General features: G+C 50.0%; 21 protein-coding genes. All 21 read left to right on the top strand.

What is annotated here, in order from left to right:
• The first annotated feature begins 166 nt into the window (after positions 1-166).
• The 21 genes from VLX68_01375 to VLX68_01475 all read left to right on the top strand — a co-directional run bounded on the left by VLX68_01375 (position 167) and on the right by VLX68_01475 (position 26,102).
• Positions 167-796, top strand: coding sequence for a polysaccharide biosynthesis/export family protein (locus VLX68_01375; GenBank protein ID HUI90872.1), 630 nt, complete (start codon positions 167-169; stop codon positions 794-796).
• Positions 793-3,186: a polysaccharide biosynthesis tyrosine autokinase gene (locus tag VLX68_01380; protein HUI90873.1), complete on the top strand. Its 2,394-nt coding sequence runs from the start codon at positions 793-795 to the stop codon at positions 3,184-3,186. The genes VLX68_01375 and VLX68_01380 overlap by 4 nt, the downstream gene beginning before the upstream one ends.
• Positions 3,187-3,770: 584 nt before the next feature.
• On the top strand, positions 3,771-4,247 hold the full coding sequence (locus VLX68_01385) for an acyltransferase (protein ID HUI90874.1): 477 nt from the start codon (positions 3,771-3,773) through the stop codon (positions 4,245-4,247).
• A gap of 30 nt (positions 4,248-4,277) precedes the next feature.
• On the top strand, positions 4,278-5,450 hold the full coding sequence (locus VLX68_01390) for a DegT/DnrJ/EryC1/StrS family aminotransferase (GenBank protein HUI90875.1): 1,173 nt from the start codon (positions 4,278-4,280) through the stop codon (positions 5,448-5,450).
• A gap of 158 nt (positions 5,451-5,608) precedes the next feature.
• Complete coding sequence (locus VLX68_01395) at positions 5,609-6,454, top strand: hypothetical protein (GenBank protein ID HUI90876.1); 846 nt, start codon at positions 5,609-5,611, stop codon at positions 6,452-6,454.
• 65 nt (positions 6,455-6,519) lie between these two features.
• Positions 6,520-7,584, top strand: a complete 1,065-nt coding sequence (locus tag VLX68_01400) for a GNAT family N-acetyltransferase (GenBank protein HUI90877.1) — start codon at positions 6,520-6,522, stop codon at positions 7,582-7,584.
• Positions 7,585-7,618: 34 nt separating this feature from the next.
• Entirely contained in the window at positions 7,619-8,797 is a 1,179-nt protein-coding gene (locus VLX68_01405; GenBank protein ID HUI90878.1) for a DegT/DnrJ/EryC1/StrS family aminotransferase, read from the top strand.
• Between the two features lie 16 nt (positions 8,798-8,813).
• Positions 8,814-9,317, top strand: coding sequence for an acyltransferase (locus VLX68_01410; protein HUI90879.1), 504 nt, complete (start codon positions 8,814-8,816; stop codon positions 9,315-9,317).
• A 1-nt stretch (position 9,318) separates the two neighbouring features.
• The gene (locus tag VLX68_01415; GenBank protein ID HUI90880.1) at positions 9,319-10,407 is read left to right on the top strand and encodes an asparagine synthase-related protein; all 1,089 of its coding nucleotides are present in this window, start codon (positions 9,319-9,321) and stop codon (positions 10,405-10,407) included.
• A gap of 11 nt (positions 10,408-10,418) precedes the next feature.
• Positions 10,419-11,516 (top strand): DUF362 domain-containing protein, encoded by a 1,098-nt coding sequence (locus tag VLX68_01420; protein HUI90881.1) that lies wholly within the window; start codon positions 10,419-10,421, stop codon positions 11,514-11,516.
• 24 nt (positions 11,517-11,540) lie between these two features.
• Positions 11,541-12,737, top strand: a complete 1,197-nt coding sequence (locus tag VLX68_01425; GenBank protein ID HUI90882.1) for a glycosyltransferase family 4 protein — start codon at positions 11,541-11,543, stop codon at positions 12,735-12,737.
• 71 nt (positions 12,738-12,808) lie between these two features.
• Positions 12,809-14,122: a UDP-glucose/GDP-mannose dehydrogenase family protein gene (locus VLX68_01430; protein ID HUI90883.1), complete on the top strand. Its 1,314-nt coding sequence runs from the start codon at positions 12,809-12,811 to the stop codon at positions 14,120-14,122.
• Positions 14,123-14,196: 74 nt separating this feature from the next.
• Positions 14,197-15,639: a right-handed parallel beta-helix repeat-containing protein gene (locus tag VLX68_01435; protein HUI90884.1), complete on the top strand. Its 1,443-nt coding sequence runs from the start codon at positions 14,197-14,199 to the stop codon at positions 15,637-15,639.
• Positions 15,640-16,230: 591 nt separating this feature from the next.
• A complete protein-coding gene (locus tag VLX68_01440; protein ID HUI90885.1) occupies positions 16,231-16,995 on the top strand; it encodes an O-antigen ligase family protein in 765 nt (254 codons plus the stop codon).
• Between the two features lie 37 nt (positions 16,996-17,032).
• Positions 17,033-18,007: a hypothetical protein gene (locus tag VLX68_01445; protein HUI90886.1), complete on the top strand. Its 975-nt coding sequence runs from the start codon at positions 17,033-17,035 to the stop codon at positions 18,005-18,007.
• Positions 18,008-18,118: 111 nt separating this feature from the next.
• On the top strand, positions 18,119-19,600 hold the full coding sequence (locus tag VLX68_01450) for a lipid II flippase MurJ (GenBank protein HUI90887.1): 1,482 nt from the start codon (positions 18,119-18,121) through the stop codon (positions 19,598-19,600).
• A 260-nt stretch (positions 19,601-19,860) separates the two neighbouring features.
• The gene (locus VLX68_01455) at positions 19,861-20,910 is read left to right on the top strand and encodes a polysaccharide deacetylase family protein (protein ID HUI90888.1); all 1,050 of its coding nucleotides are present in this window, start codon (positions 19,861-19,863) and stop codon (positions 20,908-20,910) included.
• Positions 20,907-21,995 carry a glycosyltransferase gene (locus VLX68_01460; GenBank protein HUI90889.1) on the top strand — a complete coding sequence of 363 codons (1,089 nt, stop codon included), beginning with the start codon at positions 20,907-20,909 and terminating at the stop codon, positions 21,993-21,995. Before VLX68_01455 ends, VLX68_01460 begins: the two co-directional genes overlap by 4 nt.
• Entirely contained in the window at positions 21,995-22,963 is a 969-nt protein-coding gene (locus VLX68_01465; GenBank protein HUI90890.1) for a glycosyltransferase family 4 protein, read from the top strand. The genes VLX68_01460 and VLX68_01465 overlap by 1 nt, the downstream gene beginning before the upstream one ends.
• Positions 22,964-23,000: 37 nt before the next feature.
• On the top strand, positions 23,001-23,876 hold the full coding sequence (locus VLX68_01470) for a polysaccharide deacetylase family protein (GenBank protein ID HUI90891.1): 876 nt from the start codon (positions 23,001-23,003) through the stop codon (positions 23,874-23,876).
• A 348-nt stretch (positions 23,877-24,224) separates the two neighbouring features.
• Positions 24,225-26,102: a hypothetical protein gene (locus VLX68_01475; protein ID HUI90892.1), complete on the top strand. Its 1,878-nt coding sequence runs from the start codon at positions 24,225-24,227 to the stop codon at positions 26,100-26,102.
• Positions 26,103-26,124 lie beyond the last annotated feature (22 nt).

The raw sequence follows: 26,124 nt of genomic DNA on the forward strand, positions 1-26,124 counted from the left end.
TAACTTATTGTCGAGAAGGCATATGGAACGCCCGCTTTTAAGGTGCTGGTATATAAGTTTAATCCTCAATTTTTTAATTCTCGTCTGTAATCACCCGCTCTACGCACAGCATCGCGCTCAATCTTCCGACATTCCAATAGAGAAGAACAAGGCGAATGAGAATAAAGTGCAACCGGCTGCATCGAACGATGAACAGTCTCAAGCCCAGTTTCCCATTAAAAAAGGAGATGCATTCCGGATCAGCGTTTTCCCTGACACCGTGCATTTTCTTAACGGCACCTATCACGTGGACGACAACGGAAAAGCGTTTCTTCCCGTTGCCGGTCCGGTAAAAATAGACAACTTGAATGAAAAAAACCTCACTGCATTGCTCGACACGATTTACCTGCCGTACCTGCGGTACCCGACGCTCAGGGTTGAACCGCTGATTCGCGTTTCTCTTCTCGGCGGCTTCCGGTCCCCGGGCCTTTTCTATATAAGCCCCTCGGCCTCGCTTTGGGACGCGCTTGTCCTTGCCGGAGGCCCCGTCCGTGAAGACGGGCTGAAATTAATCCGCTGGGAACGTGATGGCGCGGTGATAAAGAAAAACCTGCTTCCTGAAATTCAGACGGGCATGTCGCTTTCGACTCTCGGCATCAGGTCCGGCGATCAGCTTTGGGTAACGCATGAAGTGAGGCGCGACGGATGGGAAATTTTCCAGACGGATATTTTGCCCATTTTAGAGATTACGGTAACCGCCGCGTCCGCCGTGGCGACGATGTTTTTCTCCTATGAAACCTATTTGAGCAGAAGATGAATTCCGCTGGCATAAAAAATAACTCGCATGCCGACGTCATCCAGCAGGTGCGGCATTATTGGGATTTGTTTTGGCGCTGGAAATGGTATGTCGTAATCTCGGGGCTGATCGCGGTTTTGATCACCGGCACCATCGTTGCTACGGCGGCCGTCAAGGAACCGTTGCTTTCCGCAAAGGCGCTGATCGGGTTGGAACATACCGAAGATCTTACCGCGGTACACGATATGGGCGGCATGGTTCAGGCGCAGTCCGATCTTATTCAGAGCAGAACATTTTTAGAAGATATCGTCAAACGGCTCTCGCTTCGGCTTGTGCTGGATAAGTATTTCCGCTCCGACATTTTCGACTCGGTTTCGGTTGATACCATCACCCCGGAAGGATCTTATTATTATTCTGTCAATGAGAACGAAAAAGCGAAGTTCCGCCTTTTGTTTCTTCCGCGAAAGAAGAACAGCGTCCCCGTCATAAGGACGTTCCTGGGCAAGCCCGTTTGTATCCTGCAGGGAAATGTTGCCGACGTGTCGCGGATCAATCTCGGCGGTCTGTGCTGCATATTTTCACGAAGGTTCCTGCATTCGCCGCACGACTTCGTCTTCCAGGTGGTCGACAACAGCAATGCCGTGGAGATGCTGCTCAAACGCCTCTCCGTAAAAGAGGCTGATCCATCGCGTCGCCAGTTCAACATCGCCGTCTCGGTGGATGGACACGATTATCCGTTGATCGCCGAGATCGCCAACGCTATCGCCGACGCCTTTGTCGAGAAAAGCGCTTCGTTCCGGAAGAGGAGGGCGCAAAGTGTCCTTGCCGCTTTGGAGAAACAGCTCGAGACCGTCAAACAGGATTATGCGGGGTCCGAGGAAATACTCAGAAGCTATCGCACCTCCTACCCGACGGTCGGTCTCAGCGAGGATGTCCGGCAGCGGGTCACCAACCTGTCTCAAATGGAAAGCGGAATGTACAATGGACAGCGGGCGATCGACGATGCCTCCGAACTCATGGACAAGATATCCTCCGCGGTCTCGGACGACAAAGTGCGGTTTTCCTCCGAGATACTGGTTTTTCTTGCGGGAAAGGGCAACAGCTCGGCGCCGGTTCTCCAGACCGAATTGAACCAGCTGCTTGCGGAGCAGCGAGAATTGCAGCGGAATTATGCGGCCGATCATCCGATGCGGACCGAGAACCAGAGAAAAATTGACGCGTTGGAAAAAGACATTGAGGCGGCGCTTAAAGGGTATATTGCCGGCGCGCGGGCCGGTCTCGCCAACCGGACCTCCGACATCCAAAACCTGTCCGTAGAATTGCAGCGGCTGCCGAGCAGAGAGCTGCAGCTGGCGGAACTGCAGCGGAAGCAGCAGATCGCGGCGGACATCTATTCCACCGTTCTCTCCCGGTACAACCAAGCGAAGGCGGCGGATGCCGCCGAAATCGCCGAGGCATACGTCATGGATTCGGCGGTGCCGCCCATTCCTCTGCCTCCGGAGCCGGTCAAGCTGCTCGCGATAGTCCTACTTTTCGGCGCGATGATCGCATTCGGGCCGCCCCTGGTGTTTGATTATTTTGATCCAACGGTGCGAACCGATTATGATTTCAAAAAGAAGGTGGGGAAACAGATTTTTGAAAAAATCCCGAAGATGCCTCATATCAGCAAGCGTTTGTTGTCGAATGCGAATGCCGGCAAGCCATCGGTCGATGGGGCGCAAATGCTCGTCGCCGACCTTCTTCCCAATACTTTTTTTCATGAATCGATCAGGATTTTGCGCACGAAGGTGATGCTTACGCTCGAGCAGACCGGGCAAAAGGTGATTTGTATTTCAAGCCTCGACAGCGAATGCGGAAAGTCGTTCGTTGCCGCAAATCTTGCCTCCCTCATCGCGAGGCAGGAAATCCCCGTTGTCCTTGTTGATGCGGATCTCAGGTGCGGTACGCTTTATAAATCGTTTGGTTGCTCAAAGACGCCCGGCCTCTCCGATGTCTTGATGTCACCGGGCATGGTCGATACCGCAGATGACGGCTTTGTCCAAAAGAGCTTGACCCCCTTTTTGTCGTGCGTGGCGAGCGGTGAACCGGCGCGCGGCTCTTCCGAACTGCTCGCTTCAAAGAAGTTCACGTCGATTATCGAGGCGCTCAAACAAAAATTCACCGTTGTGGTCATCGATACGCCGCCGATGGGCGCCGTGCCTGATGCGGCGGTCATCGCGCCTATTGCCTCGCAGTATCTCCTTATTGTCAAGGCCGGCAGGACCAACGTGCATGATCTTGAGAAAAAAATCTCGGAATATCCGATGATAGGCAAACGGCTCATGGGATATATCCTGAATTATACCACCGGGAAGCAGATCGACAACTATTATAACCAATCAAAGTACAACGTTCTTAAAGAGGCGTCATGACCCCGGGGTGTCCAGTCTTCGTTGGATGTCGTTGACAGCAGCTCCCGAAGAACCATAACGAGTGCCGATAAGGTCAGCGCCGGTTCATGACTGAGCCGCAACCGCAGCGGCCTTGCGCAACTTTGATCGCCAAGAAAAAAGGTGAATAAAACAGCGGTAACGACGTTTGAATCCCACAGCGAGCGCATTCCTGGAAGCTTGCTTCGGAGTTGGCGAGCGACGATAACTGTGTTTTTGTTCCTTAGGAATGAAAAAAGATTTTTCGCAGCTTGCTGGGGGTCTTTCAATCCCGTCTTTGGTATAGGAATTGCATAAATGTTTTATAGAAATTTTTTAGTGATGCACAAGATGATCATGCTCGTGCGCCATCCCCGCAGTGCGATGGGCATGATCAGAGAAGTTCGTTGCATTTTCGGGTGCCACGGTTGCTTAAGGCGAAAAACAGCCTAAGTCATCCGGTAATTGATTTTATAATAATTTATCGCGAAATATAATCGCGAGGCGTGGCGCTCAAGCGGAGGTGCCGCCGACGGGGGAAAGGTGTATCCTCGTCTCGGTAAGATGCCATCGGAAGGAAAAAGCGCATGGAGTACAATTCAATTGCTGCCGACGTCAAACTCGGAAAAAATGTAAAACTTTCGAAGTTCATCAACATGTACGGATGCGCCGTTGGCGATAACACGAAAATCGGGGCGTTTGTCGAGATTCAAAAGAATGCCCTGATTGGCAGAAACTGCAAAATACAAAGCCATTCTTTTATCTGCGAAGGTGTGACGATTGAAGATGAAGCGTTTATCGGGCACGGCGTGATTTTTACAAACGATAAATATCCCCGGTCAACCTCGGCCGGCGGCGCCCTTCAGACCGAAGTCGATTGGAGGGTGGTCCCGACGCTGGTTAAGCGGGGAGCTTCAATAGGATCCAACGCAACCATTCTCTGCGGAGTGACCGTGGGCGAGGGCGCCATGGTCGGCGCGGGCGCCGTCGTCACCAGTGACGTCGCAGCCGGCGCCGTGGTCGCCGGCGTCCCCGCGCGTCAGATCAAGAAAAAAACAAACTAATGCTGTCAGTATCTTCAAACAGGAGAATCCATGCCGCAACAAATCCCGTTTCTTGATCTTGTCACCCCGCACAGGGATCTGAAAAGCGAATTGCTCAGCGTGCTTGAAAAGGCAATTGATTCCGCCGGGTACATCGGCGGTCCCATGGTAAAGGGCTTTGAGGAAGAGTTCGCCCGCTTTTGCAATGTGAAACACTGTGTGGCGGTCAACAGTGGAACCGACGCCCTCAGATTTGCCTATATCGCCGGAGGAATACGACCGGGCGACGAAGTGATCACCGTACCGAACACCTTCATCGCAACCACGGAATCAATTACGCAGGCAGGTGCGCACATCCTTTTTGTTGACATCAGCGAAAAAACGTATAATCTTGATCCGCAGCAATTAAGGGCGTTCCTTGAAAAAACTTGCGCAAAGGACCGGCAAAATAAAAAAACAATCAATAAACAAACTGGACGCAGGGTTGCCGCCGTGGTTCCGGTCCACTTATATGGACAAATGGCCGATATGGACGCGATTATCGGCATTGCCGAAGAGTGGCATCTCATGGTCTTTGAGGATGCCTGCCAGGCACACGGCGCCGAATATCACTCGAAACGGAACGGGGAATGGCGCAGAGCCGGTTCCCTCGGCAAGGCCACCGGGTTTAGTTTTTATCCGGGCAAGAATCTTGGTGCCCTCGGAGAAGGCGGCGCTATAACCACGAACGATGATGAAACCGCCCGCATATGCCGCTGCCTGCGCGACCACGGTCAGGCGCGGAAGTACTATCATGATATGGAAGGCTATAACGGCCGCCTTGACGCAATCCAATGCGGGTTCTTAAGCGTCAAGCTCAGGCATCTGCCCGAATGGACTGCAGCCCGCCGCCGAAATGCCAACCGATATAACGAACTGTTAAAATCAGCCGACGGCGTGATTGCTCCTTTTGAGCCGGATTGGAGCCGGGCGGTATATCACCTTTACATAGTCCGGGTGAAAAACCGGGATGCAGTCCAGCAAAGGCTTGCTGAAACGGGAATCGGCTCCGGCATGCATTATCCCGTTCCACTGCACCTGCAGAAGGCCTATGGGCACCTCGGATACGGTAAAGGTGATTTTCCGGTCACCGAAAAAGCGGCGGCGGAGATACTGTCGCTGCCGATGTTTCCAGGATTGACAAAGGAGCAACAGGAATCGGTGGTTCGGGAGCTGGTCCGATAGCGATGAAAATGTTTCTTGGTCTATAGCTCCACGGATTAGGCTGCGGCACAAGCTCGGGGACTGGGCTCGTGAAATCTAATGCAATCATCAATGCGATTTTTTACACTCTGAAACCATGCATTCCTCGACCAATCCAATTGGCCATCCGCAGGGCCATTGTGTCCCGAAAACTCTTGCAATACGGTGCGGTCTGGCCGATTGATCCGAAGGCTTCCACGCCGCCGGCGGTGTGGAAAGGGTGGCCCGACAAGAAGAAATTCGCCTTGGTTCTCATCCATGACGTGGACACGGCAAAAGGACAGGCCAAATGCATCCGCTTAATGGAAAATGAAAAACAATTGGGATTTCGATCGTCATTCAATTTCGTCCCCGAGCGTTACACGGTGAACAAGGAGATACATAAGATACTTGCCGCAAATAAATTCGGGATCGGGGTCCACGGATTAAAACACGACGGCAAGCTGTTTGCCTCAAAAAAACTTTTTGAGGAACAAGCTCCGAAAGTCAATCGGTATTTGCATGAGTGGGGAGTCCGCGGGTTCAGCACTCCCTCCATGCTCAGAAATCTCGAATGGATGTTGGCGTTGCATATAGGGTTCTCGACGTCGTCGTTCGACACCGATCCGTTCGAACCGCAGCCTGAAGGAGTGGGGACCATATTCCCTTTTTTTGTTGGAGACCCGCTTAACGGAAGAGGTTTTGTCGAGCTGCCTTACACGCTTGTGCAGGATTTCACCCTTTTCGTCATCATGCGCGCAAAAACCATTGATGTGTGGAAACGGAAGCTGGAATGGATATCGATGAACGGCGGCATGGCGCTTCTCAACACTCATCCTGATTACATGAATTTCGAGAATGTAAAATGCGGTCGTGAAGAGTATCCCGCGGAACGCTATCAAGAATTTCTCCATCACGTTTCAACTACCTACCGCAACGTAGTCTGGCACGCAACGCCTGACGAAATTGCCGAATTTTGGATGCGCGAAATGGGACGGGCCGGATGACTACTCTTGGCGTTTTGCGAGGAGATGCGGAGTAACGAATTCTGCGGCCTTCAGAGGACAATTTTATGAAAAAAAATATTGAGCCAACCCCGTTGTCCTTGGACGATGCCGCCGCAATGGCCCAATGGGATTCTTTTGTCAAGTCGCATGCCGAAGGGACGCCGTATCATCTTTCAGGCTGGATGAAAACCATTGCCGCAACCTACGGATTCAAGCCGCTGCTGTATGCGGCGAAAGACGCCGCAGATGAGGTGGCCGCGGTGCTGCCCTTCTTCATCATTAAAAATATCATGAATGGCAAACGCTCGGTGTCGCTGCCGTTTTCGGATTACGGAGGTCAGCTCCTGGGAGAGGCCTGCAAAAATGAGGACGTTTTTTCAGGGATCTGCAATAAAAATCCGAATCTTTTCAAACAGGTTGAGCTGCGCGGCGGCCTCCCGTTCAGCACATCGTTTGTCAGCAATGCATGTTATACCCGGCATGTTCTCGACCTGCAGAGAGACGTAGAAACGGTCTATAAAAACATCAATAAGCGCACCATCCAGTATTCCATTCGGAAGGCGGAGAAAGCGGGAGTCACCGTGACCGAGCGGCGCGACGCAGCCGGCATGGAAGAATTTGTTCGGCTCAACAGTCTTACAAGAAAAAAACACGGTGTTCCGTCGCAGCCGCGTAAATGGTTCGACCATCTCGTGGAAAAGATTATTGTTCGCGGCGATGGGTTTATCCTGCTGGCGGCACTCGATTCGCGCATCATCGGCGCGTCGATATTTCTGATTTGCGGAAATTCGTTGCATTATAAGTATAACGCCTCCGATCCGTCAATTTTGCACACCGTTTCTCCCAATCACCTCATCACCTGGACCGGCATCAAATGGGGAATAGAGCACGGATTCCGGAGGCTCGATTTCGGCCGCACCTCATCCGACAACGAGGGACTGATGCGGTACAAGGAAATGTGGGGAACCCAAGCCATCGCCATCCCCTATTACTACTTTCCCAAAGTCGTCGGTGCCTCATCCGTCAATGAAAAGAGCCTGCCGTATCGAATCTATACGGCGGGATGGCGGATGCTGCCCGATCCCGTCGCCGAGCTCGCCAGCTCCGTCGTCTTCCGTTTTCTCGCCTGAACCCTTTAATCAAAAAAAAAGACCAATGAGTATTATGACGAAAATCAACCTTATTCCGCGTAACAATTGGGACTACGACGTGGTTGACCTGGTGAAAACGGTCTCGGACACCTTTTCCAGCGACGATGCCGCTCCGAATATTAAAAAATATTTTAACGCGGTTCCGGTTTTCACCGGTTCGGGCAGGGCCTCGCTCTATGCCCTGCTGAAGTCCCTCGACCTGCCGCCTCAAGCGAAGGTCGCGGTCCCTCTGTTTTGCTGCACCGTGGTCTTCGACGCCATCATCAGGGCGGGCCTCATGCCCAAATTTGTCGATTCCGACTTTCATGATTGCAATCTGAGTCCCCGTGATCTTGAACGCAAGCGGCGTACCTGCTCCGCAGTCGTCGCGGTGCACATGTTCGGCAATCCCTGCGACATGGACGGCGTGGATGCAGTCGCAAACGGCATTCCGGTCATCGAGGATTGCGCGCAATCAATGTACAGCATGTATAAAGGGCGAAAGACGGGCACGCTGTCGGCGGCCTCTTTTTTTTCGTTCCGCTGCGGCAAATATATTTCCGCCGGGGAAGGGAGCGCGATATTTTGCCGGGACGATGATTTTCGGAAAAGGGTGGAGCATCAGGTCGGATCCTTCGAGGAGCGGACCCTTCCGCAAAATATTGCCCGCAGTTTTACGACTCTTGCAAAGGCCGCGCTCTACCGTCGCCCGCTCTACGGGACCATCGGATATCCCCTCGGCTCACGGCTTGATAAAAAATTCAATCTTACCGCAAAAGACGGCTTTTCAACGTTCAAAATTGCGCCCGGCGAACGTGCGCTCGCCGACAAAAGGGTGGCTGCATTCGGGGAAAAAATCGAACGGCAACGAATGAACGCGCAACGGCTTCTCAGCAAAATCAACGTCAACAACCTTTCGCTGCCTACCGAAAACAGGCACTGCACCAGTAACTGGCATCAGTTCGCCCTCAGGTTTGCAAGCAGGCAGAAACGCGATGCCATGGCAGATTTCCTTTTTGCAAACGGCATCGATTCCGCGCGGTATCTTGACACCGTGGTCGAAGAGGCAAGGCAGCGGTTCGGATATGCCATGGGGTCGTGCCCGAACACCGAGGTACTTTCCAAAACCGTGCTCCTCGTGCCGATTCATTATTACCTGCGCGGCCGCGATATCGACCGCATCGCACGGATGATAAACCAATTCAAGGGATGATGAAAAAAGAGGAACCATGCCTTTTGCCAAAATAATCGCATTTCGCAAGAAATTGCTGAAGTTGACGGCCAAACATATTCCGGGGAACGGTCTCAGGATTTTTTTGTTGCGGATGTGCGGTTACCGCATCGGCAGAATGGCGTATGTCGGAGAGGACATCATCATCATCGATGACCTTGGCGATGCCTCGGCAAACCTTTCCATCGGCGACCGCGCGGCGGTCTCGCCGCGGGTGACGTTCGTATTGCACACGCAGCCCAACAATTCCCGCATAGTACCCTATGTCAATTCCAGGAAGGGCCCGATTGCCGTCGGGCAGGATGCCTGGATCGGCACGGGCGCGGTGATTCTGCCCGATGTCACCATCGGTCAGGGCGCCGTTGTCGGCGCAAACGCCGTGGTCACGCGTCCGGTCCCTCCCTTTACGGTGGTGGGCGGCGTACCCGCCGTAAAAATCAAAAACGTGGAAGTCCCGTGGCGGGAAAAAGAAAATGCCCCGGCCACCCAGAAGGAAAAATAAAGTGAAAACGCCGCTACTACCGGAATCCAAAATATCTGTTCAGGCTTGCACCCGCTGTCTGATGCCTTCGACGTATCCCGGCATCGCCTTTGATGCCAACGGCGTCTGCAATCACTGCCGGAAATTTGTCAAACAAGAACCTCTCGGAAGGCAAAAACTCCTTGAAGCAATCAACCCGGGCCGCGGAAGGAACTACGACGTTCTTATTGGCATCAGCGGCGGCAAAGACAGCTGTTATGTCGCCTACTTTGCCAAACGGGAGCTGAACCTCCGGGTGCTCGCCGTGAGCTATGATTTCCCCTTCATGGTCGACCTGGCGCGCAGCAACATCCGCGCCGTCTGCGAAAGTCTGGCCGTCGAATACCGCATTGTCAGGACCAAGCGCAATCTCGAATACCGCTTGCTCCGCAATCATCTTATGTCGCTCTTGAAAACCGGCACCACCTGGGGTCAGTGCATGTTCTGCCATTATGGAATCGAGGCCATTTTGCGCAAGGTTGCGATGGAAGAGGGAATCCCCGTGATGTTAAGCGGGACCACTTCCAACGAACTGTGGTGGGATCCCGGCAACAGGACAAAATTCCTTTTCGACCGGGTAAAGCGCCTCACGCTTCTTGAAAAGGCAGGATTCGCATGGCGTCAATCACGCGCGTATGCATGCCTGGTGGAACAGCGACGGCAGTTTCCAATACCCGGCAATAGCGCATTGAGCGCCTACCGCAGGCCCGCGCTGCCGCAAAGCGGGCCCCGGGCAATCAGAATGTTCGACTACGTCGCATGGGATCAGAAAGAAATCGAGGAGACGCTGATGCGGGAGGCCGGATGGCGGAAGCCGGACAAGGCGATCAGCTGGCGGTACGACTGCATTCTCGAACCGCTGCTGGACTATACGTACAAGAAGGAATTCGGGATCTCATCGACGGGCCTTTACCTGTGCGGGCTCATCCGCAGCGGCATCATGAACAGGGATGAGGCGGAGGGCATCCGCGCCCGCAGCGAAGACGGGCAATTATTGACAAAATGCGTCAGGGACGTCTTTAAATTCCTTAATCTTTCACCGCAGTCGGCTGATGTGTTTTTAGCGCACTAAAGGAATGACTGATGGCCGTCTATATCGCCAGAATTGAAAAAGGAATCCGTGGTTCGCTCGACAAGGTCATCAGGCATTTCCTGAAGCCCGCCGACCTCGACCGCGGCGTTTTAATCAAGCCAAACATTGTGTTTCCGGTCACGGACCGGGGCATGGAAATAACGAGAAGGGCAGTTGTCGAACAAGTCGTTTTAATTCTGCGCGCCATGAAGCGGGACGCGGATATCGTCATCGGCGAAGGCGTTGCTGCGGGCGCGGACGCCAGGGAGAATTTTAGGGTGTCGGGATATGCCGATCTGTGCCGCGACCTCGGCGTGCCGCTTGTTGACCTTGAGACCGCCGAGAGGACCGATGTCGAATGGAAGTACGGGCGGATATCCCTTCCGTCAATTGCGCTGACGCGTTTGTACATCAGCCTGCCGATTCTCAAGCTGAACAGCGCCGCGGGAATTTCAGGCGCCATGAAAAACCAGAAAGGTCTGGTGAGCGCGGCGATGAAAAAACAGTTTCACCGGATGGGGTTGCACGAGCCGCTGGCTGAACTGAACAACGTCATCCAGCCACATCTGTCGATCGTCGATTGTGCCCGGCATTTCACGGGCCCGCTTTTTCTCGCCGGCCTCGGCACGGCGGAGCTTGATTCTTATATCGTCAATCTGCTCGGCATTGCGCCGCCGGAAAACATCCGGCTTGCCCGCGCCGGTGCGCCCCCCCCGGTTGTTCTGGGCGATACACCCTTTCGGCCGCGGAGCTCGTATAAAAACCTATACCGTCCCTTCAAGCGATTTTTGCGGCTCCGCATCTGGTCGGGGGCCGGCGCATGCTCCCTGTGCCGGCGGCGCTTGACGGAGATGAAATCGCCGGGGCTGCCGTTCCGGCGTTTTGGCCTGACTACCGCGATCAAGCTTGCCGCCCTGATGGCGGGCGGCGGAGACATCATTGTGGGGTCTGAACAAAGGCAGGTGCAGGGAGCAAAGCGGATCATTTGCTTCGGTGAGTGCGCGAAGAAAGCATTGGGAGGCGAATGCGATGATTGCATTCCCGGTTGCCCGCCTTCATTCGAAAACCTTGCGTTCTATCTAGGACGAAAAGGAAAAAGGCCGGCGTAATCAAGAAAATCGTAAAACGCCCCGATGAAAAAACCTAAACACATTCTGATGATTGTTGAGAACAACACGCTTCCTTACGACCGGCGCGTGTGGCATGAGGCGCTTGCGGCGCGGGAATTGGGATATCGGGTTTCGGCAATCTGCCCTTATGACAAAAAAATACAGAACCAGGAGCACGTCATCGAGGGCATTCGGATTTACCGCCATCCCAACATTGAGGGCAGCGGGATAGCGGGGCTTCTCCTCGAGTACGCGAATTCGCTCGTTTGGGAAATGCTGCTCGCGTTCCGTATTTTTCTCACCGACCGCTTCGACGTTGTGCATGTGGCGAACCCGCCTGATCATCTTTTCCTGGTTTTTCTGCCGTATAAAATATTCGGCGTCAAGTTCATTTTCGACCATCATGACATTACGCCGGAAAATTTTGAAGCCAAATTCGGACGCAAGGGATTTTTTGTCAAGGCGCTTTTTCTCATGGAACGGATATCCTTTCTTTGCGCCGATCTCGTGATATCCACCAACCAGAGCTACAAGCAGATCGCCCTGGACCGCGGAAAGCGCAACGAGAAAGATATCATTGTGGTTCGGAACGGTCCCGATGCCGATATCATGCGCAGCGTAAGGCCGAACGGCGATCTTCGCAACGGGTTCCGGTATCTGGTGGGATACGTGGGCGTTATCGGGCAGCAGGAAGGCATCGAGAATCTGTTGGCGGCGGCCGATCATATTGTCCGCAAAGTCAACCGTACCGACATCAAATTCATCGTGGTGGGCACGGGGCCGCATTGGCGTTCGGTGGTGAAACTGTGCGGGGAGATGGGGATCGACCGTTATGTGCAATTCACCGGCTACATTTCAGACCATGATCTGTACGAAATCCTCTCCTCGGTGGATGTCTGCGTGAATCCGGAGTTCGATAATGAGTTTACCGACAAATCAACCATGATCAAGATCATGGAGTACATGACCTTTGGAAAGCCCATCGTCCAGTTTTACACCAAGGAGGGGGAAGTGACCGCCGGGGAGTCGGCGTGTTATGTCCGCGAGAATTCACCGGTCCTGTTTGCCGAAGCCCTGCTCGAACTTCTTGACGATGGGGAGCGCCGCGCCACGATGGGCAAAATCGGCCAGGATCGCATCGACACGGACCTCGGCTGGCCCCGGCAGAAATTAAACCTTAAAATCGCCTATGAACGGGTCCTGGGACCCAGGGTCCCATGACCATTGTTTCCCCTGCGTCACCGGAACTTCACTAAATACCTTTTTTGCATGTTTCTGAAAAGGAAAATGGCATGAAAATCAGCGTTTTTGGCCTTGGCTATGTTGGCAGCGTGAGCCTCGGTTGCCTGGCCCGGATGGGACATACCGTGGTCGGTGTGGATGTCAACCCCCTCAAGGTGGATTTCATCAACGAGGGAAAGTCGCCGATCGTCGAAACCGAGATTTCCGAAATAATCCATGAGCAGCGGAAAAAGGGCGCGGTCTCGGCAACGGCCACCATTAAGGAGGCGATCCTGAATACCGATGTCACTTTTATCTGCGTCGGAACACCTTCGACCGCTCAGGGGCACCTGAATCTCGACGGCATTTTCCGCGTTGCCCGCGATATCGGTTCGGGCATAACTGAAAAAAGGGGTTTCCATGTTATCGCCATCCGTTCGACCGTAATGCCGGGAACCAATGAAACGGTAACCGAAATTATTGAACAGGCCTCTGGAAAGAAACGGTCCGAAGATTTTTCGGTTGTGTCAAACCCTGAATTCCTCCGCGAAGGCACTGCGGTTTACGATTACTTCAATCCGCCCTATACCCTTATCGGCGCGTCGGAAAAAAAGGCAGTCAATATCATGAGAGAGGTGTATAAAAACCTTGAAGCGCCGCTTATAGAAACCGCGATACGCACCGCGGAAATGATCAAATACGTCAATAATTCGTTTCATGCCCTTAAAATCGCCTTTGCCAATGAAGTCGGCGCGATCTGCAAGAGTCTGGGAGTCAATTCCCATGAGCTCATGGAGATATTCTGCCGTGACACAAAGTTAAACATTTCCCCCCATTATCTTAAGCCAGGTTTTGCCTACGGGGGGTCATGCCTGCCCAAGGACCTCAAGGCGTTTTGCACCATCGCCCATGATCATTACCTGAAGTGCCCGATTCTCGAAAACATTCATGTGAGTAACGAAGCGCTCAAGGAATCGGTCCTTGAAAGGATACTGAGCTATGAAAAACAGAGAATAGGCTTTTTGGGGTTGAGCTTCAAGGCTGGCACCGATGATCTGCGGAGCAGCCCGATAGTTGACATTATGGAAAAACTTCTCGGCAAGGGATTCGATATCCGTGTCTATGATAAAAATGTTCATTTGTCAAAATTAGTTGGCGCCAACCGTGAATATATCCTGCGCCGGATCCCTTTTATAGCGCGGTTTATAACGCAAATTGCTTCGGAGGTCGTTGATAATTCCGATTTGGTGGTCATTGTTAATAAAGATGAAGAATTCAAAAAAATCCTCGAAGGCCTGCCTAAGGACGCCCTTCTTCTTGATCTGGCAAATCTCGATTTTACAGGAAAGAAGGAAATGAACAATTACAGCGGGGTGGCGTGGTGAAAAATCGCGCCGTTTCATTTTGTGCCACGGCTTTTTTTGCTGCCTCGAAAGAATTACGGACTGCAGGCGTGTTCGTGCTTGCCTTCTGGATTCAAACGGTGTTTTCCGAGAAACAGTTTTATGTCGATCCGGAATATCTCGGCGCATCGGAAATCGGATCTGCGTACGCCCCGTTCAAATATTTGGACGGTAATGCCTGGAACGCCATCAACGCATCGTTGGCCCATGAGAACACGGTGGTTTATTTCGCTTCCCGGAAGGCCTTAACCGATCAGAACAAAATATACGACAAAGGATCTGATGGAATGCCCCGCGAAATCGACCTGTGCCATAGAGATCCGAAAACGGCCAACACGCTCAGCTTTAATGGAAGAAAATATTACAACTCGAACCAAGCTGCTCCGCGATGGGACGTGAACACGGGATTATCGCGATGCAGTGTCGCCGGTTTTAACTCGCAGAACGAACGGCATCAGAAATACAGCAACATAATCATCGAAGGCTTTACAATAAGGAAAGACGTTGACGGCAAGGCGATTTCGATATGCGGCGACAACTGGGTTGTGACCAATTGTGACATATCGCACGGCAAATCCGTAAAAGACGGGCCTCTTTTTCTGATAGTGCCCACGGCGGATCAGCATTTTGAGGGAAGTTCATCCTATGCTCCTGACTGCCATAATATTCGCATTGAAAACAATGTCATTCATGACAGCTACGGCGAATTGATTTACATCGGCGGCGGCGGCTGCTCGAAAAGCGATCCGACCGGCATGGCCGTGTGCCAGGGATTTTTATCGCACACTGGAATACTGATAAAAAACAATAAACTGTTTAACGGCGGCATATTTGGCGGTCAAGGCGATGGTATAGACTGCAAGGCGGGGATACGCGACCTTGTCATAGGCGGGAACGAGATTTTCAACCTTAACAGCCCTACCGCGCGGGGCATTGTTTTGGAAGGGCAGAGTACCAATGGTCCGGTTCAGGACATCGTCATCGAAAATAACCACATCCATCATTGCACCCATCTGGAAGACGCCGCACTGACGCTTGCCAACAGCTGGGGGACCCCCAACGGCGTAATCATTCGAAACAATGTCATTGAAAGTAATGATGCGGCTGGAATAAAAGTGTATGACGGCCAATCAATAAAAATAGTAGGCAACACGATAGTCAGTAATCGGTCCTTTGGCATTGTGGTTTCGAGCGGCCCGGTGGAAATACGCAATAATCTCCTTATAGAAAACAACAATAAATCTGCCCAGGTGTTCCTCTGCGGCGCATGTAAAAATTCAAATAACGGGTTTTCAAATACCTGGGGCAAAGGGGCGTGCGCTCATTGTGTGCCCGAGTGTTCGATGCCAGACTTTGCGGATGCTCAAAAATCTCGTTTCTGGCTGAAGCCCAATGCGCCGGAGGTCCGCAAGGGCATTGCGGTGGCTGAAGACTCGTTGGATATTCTCGGCAATAAACGAAAGCCGCCGGTCGGCATCGGTGCCTATGAATCCCGATAAAGGGCATGCTCTTCCGTAATTGACGGAAGGGATTGTTGAAGGAAAAATGGTCTTATGAAATTGCTCAACCGGTTCATTTGCATTTGGCTGGCCCTCCAGCCGTTTTTTTGGGGGCCGAGCAGTCCGGGGATAGGCATTCATTTTCTCAACCAGATTCGGCTAGACCGTATATTTTTTGTCGGTATCATTTTATTATTTACATTCAATGTGATCAGACGCAAAATCGTCCTCGCGCCCGTCTCGAAAATTGAAATAGTAATGATATTATTTTTTGTTTTCGCCTATGCCTCGATGGTTTTAGGAGGCGCCAATGCAGATCTAGAATATGGAAAAAACAAATGGCTCAACGCCCTGATGAATATATCATTGTATCCCTTTGCCATATATTTTATCCAGAAAAATATTCCTTTTAAAAAAGAGGATTTCACCTTCATCTTATACACCTTTTGCCTTCTCGGGTGCTATCTTTCTCTTACCGCCTGTTTCGAACATTTTGGTCTTGAGCGATTTGTATGGCCCGATGCAATCATGGACCCGAGTCAGGGAACCCATTTCGGGAGGGCCCGCGGACCCTTTTTGGACGCGGTTGCCATGGGCAGAATATTGACGGTATGTTTTTTGTGTTTTGTGATGATGAGCACCGAGGTGCCCCGGTCGCTTAAGACATTTTTTTTCTTTTTCATATTTATTGCCACCGTGGCCGTTTATTACACCGAAACCCGCGGGCCGTGGATTGGATTCGGCCTCGCGCTCATCACCATTTTGATCGCCAAAACTAAAATGAGGCGGTATGCGATGACGCTGGCGGCCGTCATTGCGGTTATCGCTGTTTTTGGGGTGACGAAGAAATTCTCCCTATTTGAAGGGACGCTGTTTTCGCAGCGTCAGAATACCGTGGTCGAGCGGGAAATCAGCTATTCAACCACCTATAAGATATTCCTCAGCAAGCCGGTCGTCGGCATAGGGTTTGGCAAGTTCAAGGACGCATGGTTTAAATACTTTTCCGGTTATACTCCCATGGATTTTGATGGAAGCCATAATACCTGGCTAACTATGCTCTGTGAACTCGGCCTCATCGGCTCACTTTTTTATTTCTCGATCATTTTTGTTATGCTGCGGAAAACGTATTCACTGTTCAGGAGGCTTGACGAAACCAGTTCTTTTGAAAGAAATGTCGTTCTGCTTTCGCTGGCGATTGCTGTGATGTACGTTGTGACGGGAACTTTTTCCGATCTTCGATGGAGCTTGCTGCAGAATAATGTCACCTTTTTGTTTTGGGGAACGGTGGAGGCAATAAAGGCCCAAACCAACGGGAACATCGAAGCGGCAATACCTTCCAATGCGTTCCCATCTTAATCATGCCATATTGCAATTGGTAAAATGATTCATTTGCATGCGCAACTATCCGCTTGATTTCGTCAAAGGGCTTCTGGTTGAGGCAATGATCGTATATCACAGCATCAACTATTTTTATGGGGCGCATCATTTTTTATTGTCCTATATCGATTTTGTAACATCAGGATTTGTTTTTTTATCTGGATTTATTATTCCCGCGCTTTATTTAAAGAAATATGACAATAATATAGATGCGATTTTCAATCGATTGATTGTTCGGGGCATAAAAATTGCCGGCCTGTTCCTTGTCATCAATACCGCAGTTCATTTACTTATAGCGACGAATTATAACGGCGTCCATCTGGGGCTTGTTGAATTTTATAGGAATATTTGGTACGTGCTTGTTCCGGGCGATCGCCGGTTGTCGGCATTTGAACTGCTCTTGCCCATAGCATATACCTTGGTGTTCTCGGCGATTTTGTTGAAATTCGTTGATAAAAAGATTATCCCGATCATTGTTGCCGCCATTTTTGTTTGGTGCATGATTATTAACGACCGCATATTCAATTTGTTCTATTTAAATTTTGGTTTAAGCGGATTTGTGTTAGGACTTCTATCAAACGGATTCCCTTTCTACAAGGTCTTTTACCGTAGAAAATGGCTTAGCATTTTTCCCGTGGGGCTTTATTTTTTGGTGATTTTTCTTTTTAAAAAAGACGCTATGATCGTTTATTTCCTTGGAACGGTGGCTGTTTTAGGAGCAACATATCTGTGGGGAACGGTTGTGTCACCATATTCAATAGTCCGAAAAACAATTATTATCATGGGCGAATACTCGCTTCTTGGTTATCTCATGCAAATATTCTTTCTTCAGATACTGTTTAGGGTGTGGGGGAATGTGTTCAACGGGCAAAACGGTATTTTGTACTCAATTCTTATTACGACCGTAATAGTATGGGGCTTATGCTTTACGGTAAACAGCACGCGGCGACAAAGCATTCTTGTCAATAAAATATACAAATTCGTTTTTTAGGAGTACATCCGGCTGTTTTGAACGATGAATATTGAAAAAAGGGATTATTTTTTAAAGAACGTTAGTATCGTTTCGTTATGCCGGACTGTCGGCGTTGTCCTCGGCGTAGTGATGGATGCCATCATTCTGAAAACCTACGGAGCGGGGACGACGACGGACGCTCTTTTCACGTCTCTTGCTATTCCATTGTTCATTTGCCGTATATTTGAAGTGCAGGCCCCCAATGTTCTGGTTCCGGTTTTCGCAAGCTCCTTCACGAATCTCAATAAAAAAGAGCGCGAGAAGGCCCTGGGCAATTTTATTGTTTGCTCATCGATTGTCCTCTTTTTTGTCGCTCTCATTGGGATGTTGATTGCTTCCCTTCTTATACCGTTGCAGGTGCCCGGTTTTAATGGAGACATTCAGCGCGTGGCCGTTTCCCTGAACCGGATTCTTTTCTGGCTTATTTTTATCCAGGGAATCGACACCATTTTCAAATGCCTGCTGCTTTCAAACCATCACTTCTTTATCCCGTCATCCTATAAAGTCATTTATAATTTGTTCGTCGTTGTCAGTATTCTTGTCTTGCAAAAGCAAATTGGCATTTTTGCAGTCGCCGTGGGGTATATCGCGGGAAGCCTTGTTTCGTTAATGACCATGGTACTGACCACCGTTTACAAGGGAATAGGCATTTCATTGACCTTCCGGCCGAACGATCCCCACCTGCGAACCACCTATCGGCGCTTTCTCTACCCGCTCTCGGGTCATTTTCTCAGCGAAAGCAAGGATTTGATTGAAAATTTTCTCTGCTCCTTCCTGAGCAGTGGATACTTGTCCCTGTTGCGGTACGCCAACAGGATAGTATCGTCTATTTCCGGCGTATTATTGGGCGGGTTCGTTACCACCACCTTGCCCCTTGCCTCACACTATGCAGCCGAGAACAAAATAAAAGAAATGAAAACCAGCATTTTCCAGTGCGCAAAACTGTTGTGCTTCGGCGCCTTTCCGCTCGCAGTATGGCTTGTCCTTACCTCGAAATGGATGCTGGTTCTTCTGTTTGAGCGGGGAATGTTTACCCGCCATGACTCCGTATTGTTAAGTATGATCATCGCCGTCATGAGTCCCTATATCCTATTTTCCAGGGCTATCAGCATATTCCAGACGCCGTTTTTTGCAATCGGAGAGATGAAAAAGCCCCTCTACAGCATGATCGTTAGCTTCGGCGTCTACGTGGCAATCGCCTTGGCGTTTATAAAAACGGCGGGAGTCTTTTGCTTTCCTCTTGCGCATTCGGTCTCCACGTTGCTTGCCACCGTTGTAATGGTAGTTATATTTGTTCGGCACTTTGGAGCCATTGATTGGAAGGAATTTAATGGATTTATTCTGCGTTTGAGTATCGCAACAGCGGCATTTGGGCTGCTGCTCGCGCTATTGCTGTCGGGGGAACAATTCTTTAAGATTCAAACAACGGTAAGTAAAATAAACATCTTTACTATTCCTACCGTTGTCGGATTTGTCATTTTCGCCTGCATCACAGCCGTGTTAAAAATCGCCGATTGGTCGTTCATAACCAAGCGACTTGCCTTGGTCCGTTTAAGAAGGAACAGCACATGACTTTGGACGGAACTGGTTAGACGCAATGCCAAAACCGTAGCGCACCCAAATGGGAAGTAACCATGCAGATCAAGATTTCCAATAGAACTATTTTAAAAACGATTTTCACGGCAAAAATGAATTTCCGACCCGGAACGCTTCCCTCGGAAAAAAAATTTGGTTTTGTTGAAATCGCGCCTTTCAAACATGCCGCCAAGGCGGCCTTGTGCATTTCAGCGGATTTTGAGCTTAATTGGGCGTTTCGTTCAAGTCCGGAACATGTGCGGAACGAACAAGGAAGAAGGACCAGGGAAAACCTGCCGTTTCTCATCCAATTGTTCAAAGAGCGCCAGGTGCCGATTACATGGGCGACGGTGGGGCATTTATTTTTGGAGCGATGCAGTCGTTCCTCAAGCGGCCTCGCCCATGCCGATATGCCTCGTCCTCCTAAAAACGGCCGCTGCAAAGGCGACTGGTATATTCAGGATCCCTGCAGCAATGTCGGCCAGGCCCCCTACTGGTATTGTCCTGATCTGATAACGCAAATCATCCGCAGCGGTGTAAATCATGAAATCGGCACCCATACCTTCAGTCATATTGATTTTTCCACTGGATTTTCGAACAGGGAATTGGTGGCGGCCGAACTCGACGAATGCATAAAAGTAATGAAACCCTTTGGCATGAGGCCGACATCGCTCGTCTTCCCGCACGGGAATCTCGGCTATTCATACCTGGATATTCTTGCGGAAAAAAATATTACCGCGGTGCGCCATCGCGACCGGAATGTTTTTCTCTCGTATCCGGTGCGAACGAAGGAGGGTGTTTATAAAATATTCGAGTCCCTCAACACGCGAAGGGCCCGTTATTATGATTATTTCGAAAAAGTGAGAATATTTCTTGAACAAGCGTTTAAGACCTCAGCGGTCCTTCATTTATGGTTCCATCCCTCGGATCCGCATGAAATCTTCGCCGATGAATTTAAAAGAATAATCGAATATGCCGCCGATGTCCGCCGTGAAAGGGGGCTCTGGATTGCAACGATGGCGGACATCGCGTCGTATTGCGAGGCGAGAGAACGCCTGCATCTTGATATACGCCGGGATGACGGTGTTACGAAAATATATTTCAAGAGCACCCTCGACCGCGCTCGGTACGGCGAGCCCGACGTTACCCTTGCCATCCATGATCATCCCCTGCCGCAAAAAGCCTCCTGCGAGGTTGCCGGAAAATCATTCCCCTTAACCGTTGGATCGGTTGGCGCGCGCGGGGAAGACTCGTGCTTCTCGTTAACCGTGCCTGAAAAAACTTCTTTTATCGAGTTGACGGTGTGATCAGGGTAGTCCATTTTATCGACAGCCTGCGCGTCGGCGGGAAAGAGCGGCAATTCGTCGAATTGATCAACGGCATGCGAGGCAAGACCGCTATAGAGAATTTTATCGTGTGCATGGGGAGGGAGGACTTCTATCGGAATGATATTTCTGGTATTCAAAACAACATCATCTACCTTGTCAGGAAGATACGGTGGGATCCCCTGCTATTTTTTAAGCTTTACAGGATAATAAAAAAGATCGGTCCCGATATCATTCATACGAACGCGATGCTGACGTCCTTTTATGCGCTGCCGGTCGCGCGGGCGTGCGGAGTCCGACTTATCAACGGATCGATACGCAACGCATTCACCCGCACCGGGATCAAATGGTGGATCGAAAAGTGGCTCCTGGACCGTTCGGATATCCGGCTTGCAAATTCACTTGCCGGCCTTCAAAGCAGAGGATATGAACCGTCAGATAGAAATGTTGTCATCCACAACGGTTTTGATTTTTCCCGGCTGCCTGCAGCGCACCCATCGGAGGAAATGCCATTTCCCAGGCAATTAAGTTCTGGCAGCGTGGTAGGAATGGTGGCGGAATTTAATTATAACAAAGACTGGGCCACTTACATCGCCGCCGCCAAGGTGGTTGTCGGCAAACGGAACGATGTCGTATTTCTTGCCGTCGGCGACGGCGTTACCTTGGACGAATGCAGGAAATTGGCGGATTTCCAGCCGCGCATGCACTTCATGGGCAGTCGGCGGAATATTGAAGAGATAGTGAGCCGGTTCACCATCGGAGTTTTAGCGACGTTCAAGGAAGGTATCTCCAATTCGATCATGGAATACATGGCGCTTGGAAAACCCGTTGTCGCCTCAGACGGCGGCGGAACTAAGGAACTCATTATCGACGGCGAAACCGGCTATCTGGTTCCTCCCCGGGACCCGGTTGCCTTGGCCGACAAGATATTGTTTCTCTTGAGCCATAAAGAACTGGCTGAAGTCATGGGCGAGAGGGGAAGACAAAGGATTAAAAAAGATTTTTCGCTTTCCTCACTCGCTGAGAAAACCATCGCGCTCTATGAAAGAACTGCAAAGTCTCATTAATGCCTTTTCCATGCCCCATGAATATCCTCGTCGTCACCAATATGTATCCGCACCGGGAAAATCCAAATTACGGGACGTTTATAAAACAGCAGGTCGAGGGTTTACGCGCTCTCGGGCATTCCGTCGAGGTGTTTTTTATCGAGGGATACCGCTTACGGCGGACGTACATCACCTGCATATGGACCATTTACCAAAAGACAAGAGCAGGCAAGTTCGACATCGTTCACGCTCATTACGGATTGTCGAGCATCACCGCTTTGTTCCGCCATCGGACGCCGCTGGTCGTCACTTACCATGGCAGTGATGTGCTCCTGGGGTTTCGGGATCCGTTCATCAGTAAAATCGGCAGCCTTTTTGCCGACGACGTCATTATCGTATCGGCGAAAATGGCGAAGAGGATTCCGGGCCATGTCATTCCAAGCGGTATTGACATGACTATGTTCAGGCCTTACGACAAACGCGAAGCGCGAGCAAGATTGCACCTTCCGTTAGAAAAAAACCTGGTATTGTTTCCGTATAACCCGAAACGGCCGGTCAAGCGTTTCGACCTAGCGAAACAAGCCGTAGACATTCTCGTTAAAAAAGGGATAAACGTCGAGATGGTCGTGCTTTCTAATGTCCAAAACGAAATGATGCCGTGGTATTATTCGGCGGTGGATGTCACCGTGCTCAGTTCGTATTCGGAAGGCTCGCCGACGGCGATCAAGGAATCGATCTGCTGCAATACGCCGGTGGTATCAACCGATGTCGGGGACATCCGGGACATCATCGACAAGATTGAGGGAACGTTCATCTGCAGGGCCGAACCGGAGGATTTCGCGCGTGGCATCGAAGCCGCAATCAAGAGGGCGGCGCTGGTTGGTTTCAACGGCAGACCTGCAATGAAGCGCTATGATCTCCTGACGACCTGTTCAGCAATTGTTGATGTGTACCGGGGGGTGTTGCGAAAACACGGCAGAGCAGTTTGAGGAAATTGTATTACCCATATTCCCACCATCAAACAGAATGAAAAAATTGATTTTTTTTATAATCCGGATTTCATTGATTCCTTTTTTAATCCGTGAATTGTGGCAGCGAAAGAGGGTAACGATCATACTGTATCACGACATTTCTCCGGTCCTGTTTGAACGGCATATACGTCAATTAACAAAAAAATATTCTATTATCAAATTGTCCGATTTCGTTTCTTCGGTGAAAGACGGCGCCGAAGGCGCGCTTCCCCATAAATCTTTAATAATCACTTTTGATGACGGACACCAGGGGAATTTTTTATTATTGGACGTACTTAAAAAGTATGGAATTCCCATCACCATTTTTTTGTGCAGCGGCATTGCGGGAACGAACCGCCATTTCTGGTTCAAGAGCCTGCCGCCTGATACGGTTCAAAAATTAAAGAGGAAGCCGGATGAAACAAGGGTATCTGCTTTGCGAGCAATGGGGTTCGATGATGCACAAGAACACTCGCATCGGCAGGCGCTGACAAAACAGGAAATTTATTTGTTAAGAGATTGCGGAACAAATTTCCAGTCCCATACAATCTTCCATCCGATACTTCCGCAATGCGGCGATCAAAAGGCGCGCGATGAAATCGCCCTTTCTAAACGGATGCTGGAAAATGAATTTGGCTTTTCTGTTTTTGCATTCTCGTATCCGAACGGAGATTATTCAATACGGGATGTCCAATATGCTTGTGAGGCGGGGTATGAATGCGCACTCACTATTGATCCGGGTTATAACACGCATGGAACAGACCGCTTTATGCTTAAAAGAATTTGCCTTACCGACCATGAGGATATCAATGAACTAATGGTAAGAACGAGCGGGGTATGGGACCTTTTAAAATCTCTATTAAAAATATTTATACCCCAACGGATTAATTGACAAAATATTTCAAGATTGAAAAATTAATGAATAAGAATCACGTGAGCGGCATTATTTACTCAATTGATCAATTCCCCACGGTCCATCCTTCCTGATATCCTGCCTCTTCTTTACGGCCTTATTTTTATTGATTTTTTACAAAGTTTATCAAACATTTACTTTTCTGAGACGTAAATAAAAACAATTATTAAATTTAGCAATTGTTTAAGATAGATTAAATTTTTCGCCGGAAGGAAGGCGAATAAAATTGAAATTTTTATAAAATTATGGTTTAATAAGAAAGGGGCGATAATTTAGAAAGATTTGTCATTTTTACGAAAGCTGAAGTTTTAACAGGAGTTTATTTTTATGTTGAATAATTTATTGTTTCATTGTAATAGGGGTCTGTTGCTATCGGCTGCAATCCTTACCGTTTCTATTTTTGTGATGTTCGCATACGGGGCACAAAATGCGGTTCCTACCTTTGAATGTATTGGCCTTTACTGGTCGCCGGGCAATGGATCGGCCGCAATATCCTGTACGACATCATATCGCGAGAAAAACACAATCGCCTGGCAACAGGCAATGCCACTGTGGTACGATGCCAGAAATACCGAATACCGCGGCAGCATCGTCAATCTCAAGCCGAATACTACCTATGAAATACATCTTACCCTTCAGGGTACCATTTCATCCACCACTTTTACCGCCACAACATGGAATGAAAATTTTCCGATTGCAAAAACAGTTAATTTTCCTTCGGGGACGTCGAATCAGACCATAACTATTTCAGAATCAGGAACATCTACCGGATATATTCTTTATGCGCCTGCAACGGCCCTCGGTTCAACTATTGACGTGAATAATGCTGCGGATTATTGCATTGATATAAAAGGTTCCTATATTATTGTGAACGGAGCGATCCTTAAAGGCGCTGCACGTGATGGCGTAAACCTGGAGAATAATGTTCATGATGTGGTCATTGAACAGTGTGACATAAGCGGGTGGGGACGGATTGCAAGCGACGGTTGGGGTGTTGAACAGGATGCGGGCGTCAAGGGCTGGTTTCCGTCGATCACGAGGATCGTTGTGCAGGGGAATAAAATACACCATCCGCGCTCAAACGCAAATAACTGGACCGAAAGCCGGACCATCTACAATGAAGGCACACATCCTGACGGTCCGGAGGCGATTGTGTTCCTCAATTCGGCGGGAAATAATGTTTTCCGGTATAACGAAGTGTATTCCGACGAAAGCCATTGCTTCAACGATGGCATAAGCGGAAGTGACAACAGCAGCACACAGGGTTTTCCCGGACCAAATTCCGATATTTACGGTAATATGATCAAGAACACCAATGATGACGCGATTGAGGCTGATGGTGGCGGGTGTAACATCAGGGTGTTTAAAAACTATCTGGATACCACGTATTGCGGCATCTCGGCGTGCGCAATGTCCGTGGGGCCGGGTTATTTTTTCCGCAATGTCATGGCGCACAGCAGAATGGCTCCCACTTCTTCCGAAGTAGGGGTCTTTGCAAAAACCGGAGACATCACTAGCGTTGGCGTTGGCAGGCAATACTGGTTTCATAATACCGTTTTACAACCCGGGGGCGCGGGGGAGGGAGTATCAGGATCAGGAGCGCAGTCGGTTACGATGCTGGTAAGCTACAACAACATTTGGAACGCCGGCAACAGCATTGATCCGGGCAACTCGAGCACGGCAAATATTTTTGACTACGATCTCTGCAGCGGCAATTTGAAAACGGGATATGTTGGACAAGAGTCCCACGGAATAAAAGGCGTTCCTGTTTTTGCCCCGGGCAACGGAAAAATAGCGGGAAATATCGGAATGTTTCAATTGGATTCCAAAAGTCCGGGGTATGACGCCGGATTGATCCTCCCGGATTTCAATGATGGGTATTATAATAAAGGCCCCGATTGCGGGGCCCAGGAGGCGATGAGCGCGCCGATGGTATTCGGAGTAACGGCTCTTGGCGCGGATGTTAAAATGAGCAGGTTTGCCGAGCACATTCAAAGGAGCAGCAGTTTTGCCGAAAAAATTGTGATGTTTAAGGGCATTATTCATCCTCGGCAGTTGACATCATTGACATCCGGATATGAAATTTATTCCGTGCGGGGCGAATTGATCGGCAAATGGGACCCCAGCCAAACAAAGCGGGAAGGCCAAATGCCCAAATCGGCCGAGGGAGGCCTTTATATTTTTGTTCCCCAAATGGGGAAGTAAGGCGTAAAAGAGTTTCGCCCTA

This window comes from Chitinivibrionales bacterium, from assembly GCA_035516255.1.
Lineage (GTDB): Bacteria > Fibrobacterota > Chitinivibrionia > Chitinivibrionales > FEN-1185 > FEN-1185.

Coding starts and splice junctions, on each gene's coding strand:
- VLX68_01380 (HUI90873.1), top strand. CDS start 793: ATGAATTCCGCTGGCATAAAAAATAACTCGCATGCCGACGTCATCCAG.
- VLX68_01385 (HUI90874.1), top strand. CDS start 3,771: ATGGAGTACAATTCAATTGCTGCCGACGTCAAACTCGGAAAAAATGTA.
- VLX68_01390 (HUI90875.1), top strand. CDS start 4,278: ATGCCGCAACAAATCCCGTTTCTTGATCTTGTCACCCCGCACAGGGAT.
- VLX68_01400 (HUI90877.1), top strand. CDS start 6,520: ATGAAAAAAAATATTGAGCCAACCCCGTTGTCCTTGGACGATGCCGCC.
- VLX68_01405 (HUI90878.1), top strand. CDS start 7,619: ATGACGAAAATCAACCTTATTCCGCGTAACAATTGGGACTACGACGTG.
- VLX68_01410 (HUI90879.1), top strand. CDS start 8,814: ATGCCTTTTGCCAAAATAATCGCATTTCGCAAGAAATTGCTGAAGTTG.
- VLX68_01420 (HUI90881.1), top strand. CDS start 10,419: ATGGCCGTCTATATCGCCAGAATTGAAAAAGGAATCCGTGGTTCGCTC.
- VLX68_01425 (HUI90882.1), top strand. CDS start 11,541: ATGAAAAAACCTAAACACATTCTGATGATTGTTGAGAACAACACGCTT.
- VLX68_01430 (HUI90883.1), top strand. CDS start 12,809: ATGAAAATCAGCGTTTTTGGCCTTGGCTATGTTGGCAGCGTGAGCCTC.
- VLX68_01440 (HUI90885.1), top strand. CDS start 16,231: ATGGGCAGAATATTGACGGTATGTTTTTTGTGTTTTGTGATGATGAGC.
- VLX68_01445 (HUI90886.1), top strand. CDS start 17,033: ATGCGCAACTATCCGCTTGATTTCGTCAAAGGGCTTCTGGTTGAGGCA.
- VLX68_01450 (HUI90887.1), top strand. CDS start 18,119: ATGGATGCCATCATTCTGAAAACCTACGGAGCGGGGACGACGACGGAC.
- VLX68_01465 (HUI90890.1), top strand. CDS start 21,995: ATGCCTTTTCCATGCCCCATGAATATCCTCGTCGTCACCAATATGTAT.
- VLX68_01470 (HUI90891.1), top strand. CDS start 23,001: ATGAAAAAATTGATTTTTTTTATAATCCGGATTTCATTGATTCCTTTT.
- VLX68_01475 (HUI90892.1), top strand. CDS start 24,225: ATGTTGAATAATTTATTGTTTCATTGTAATAGGGGTCTGTTGCTATCG.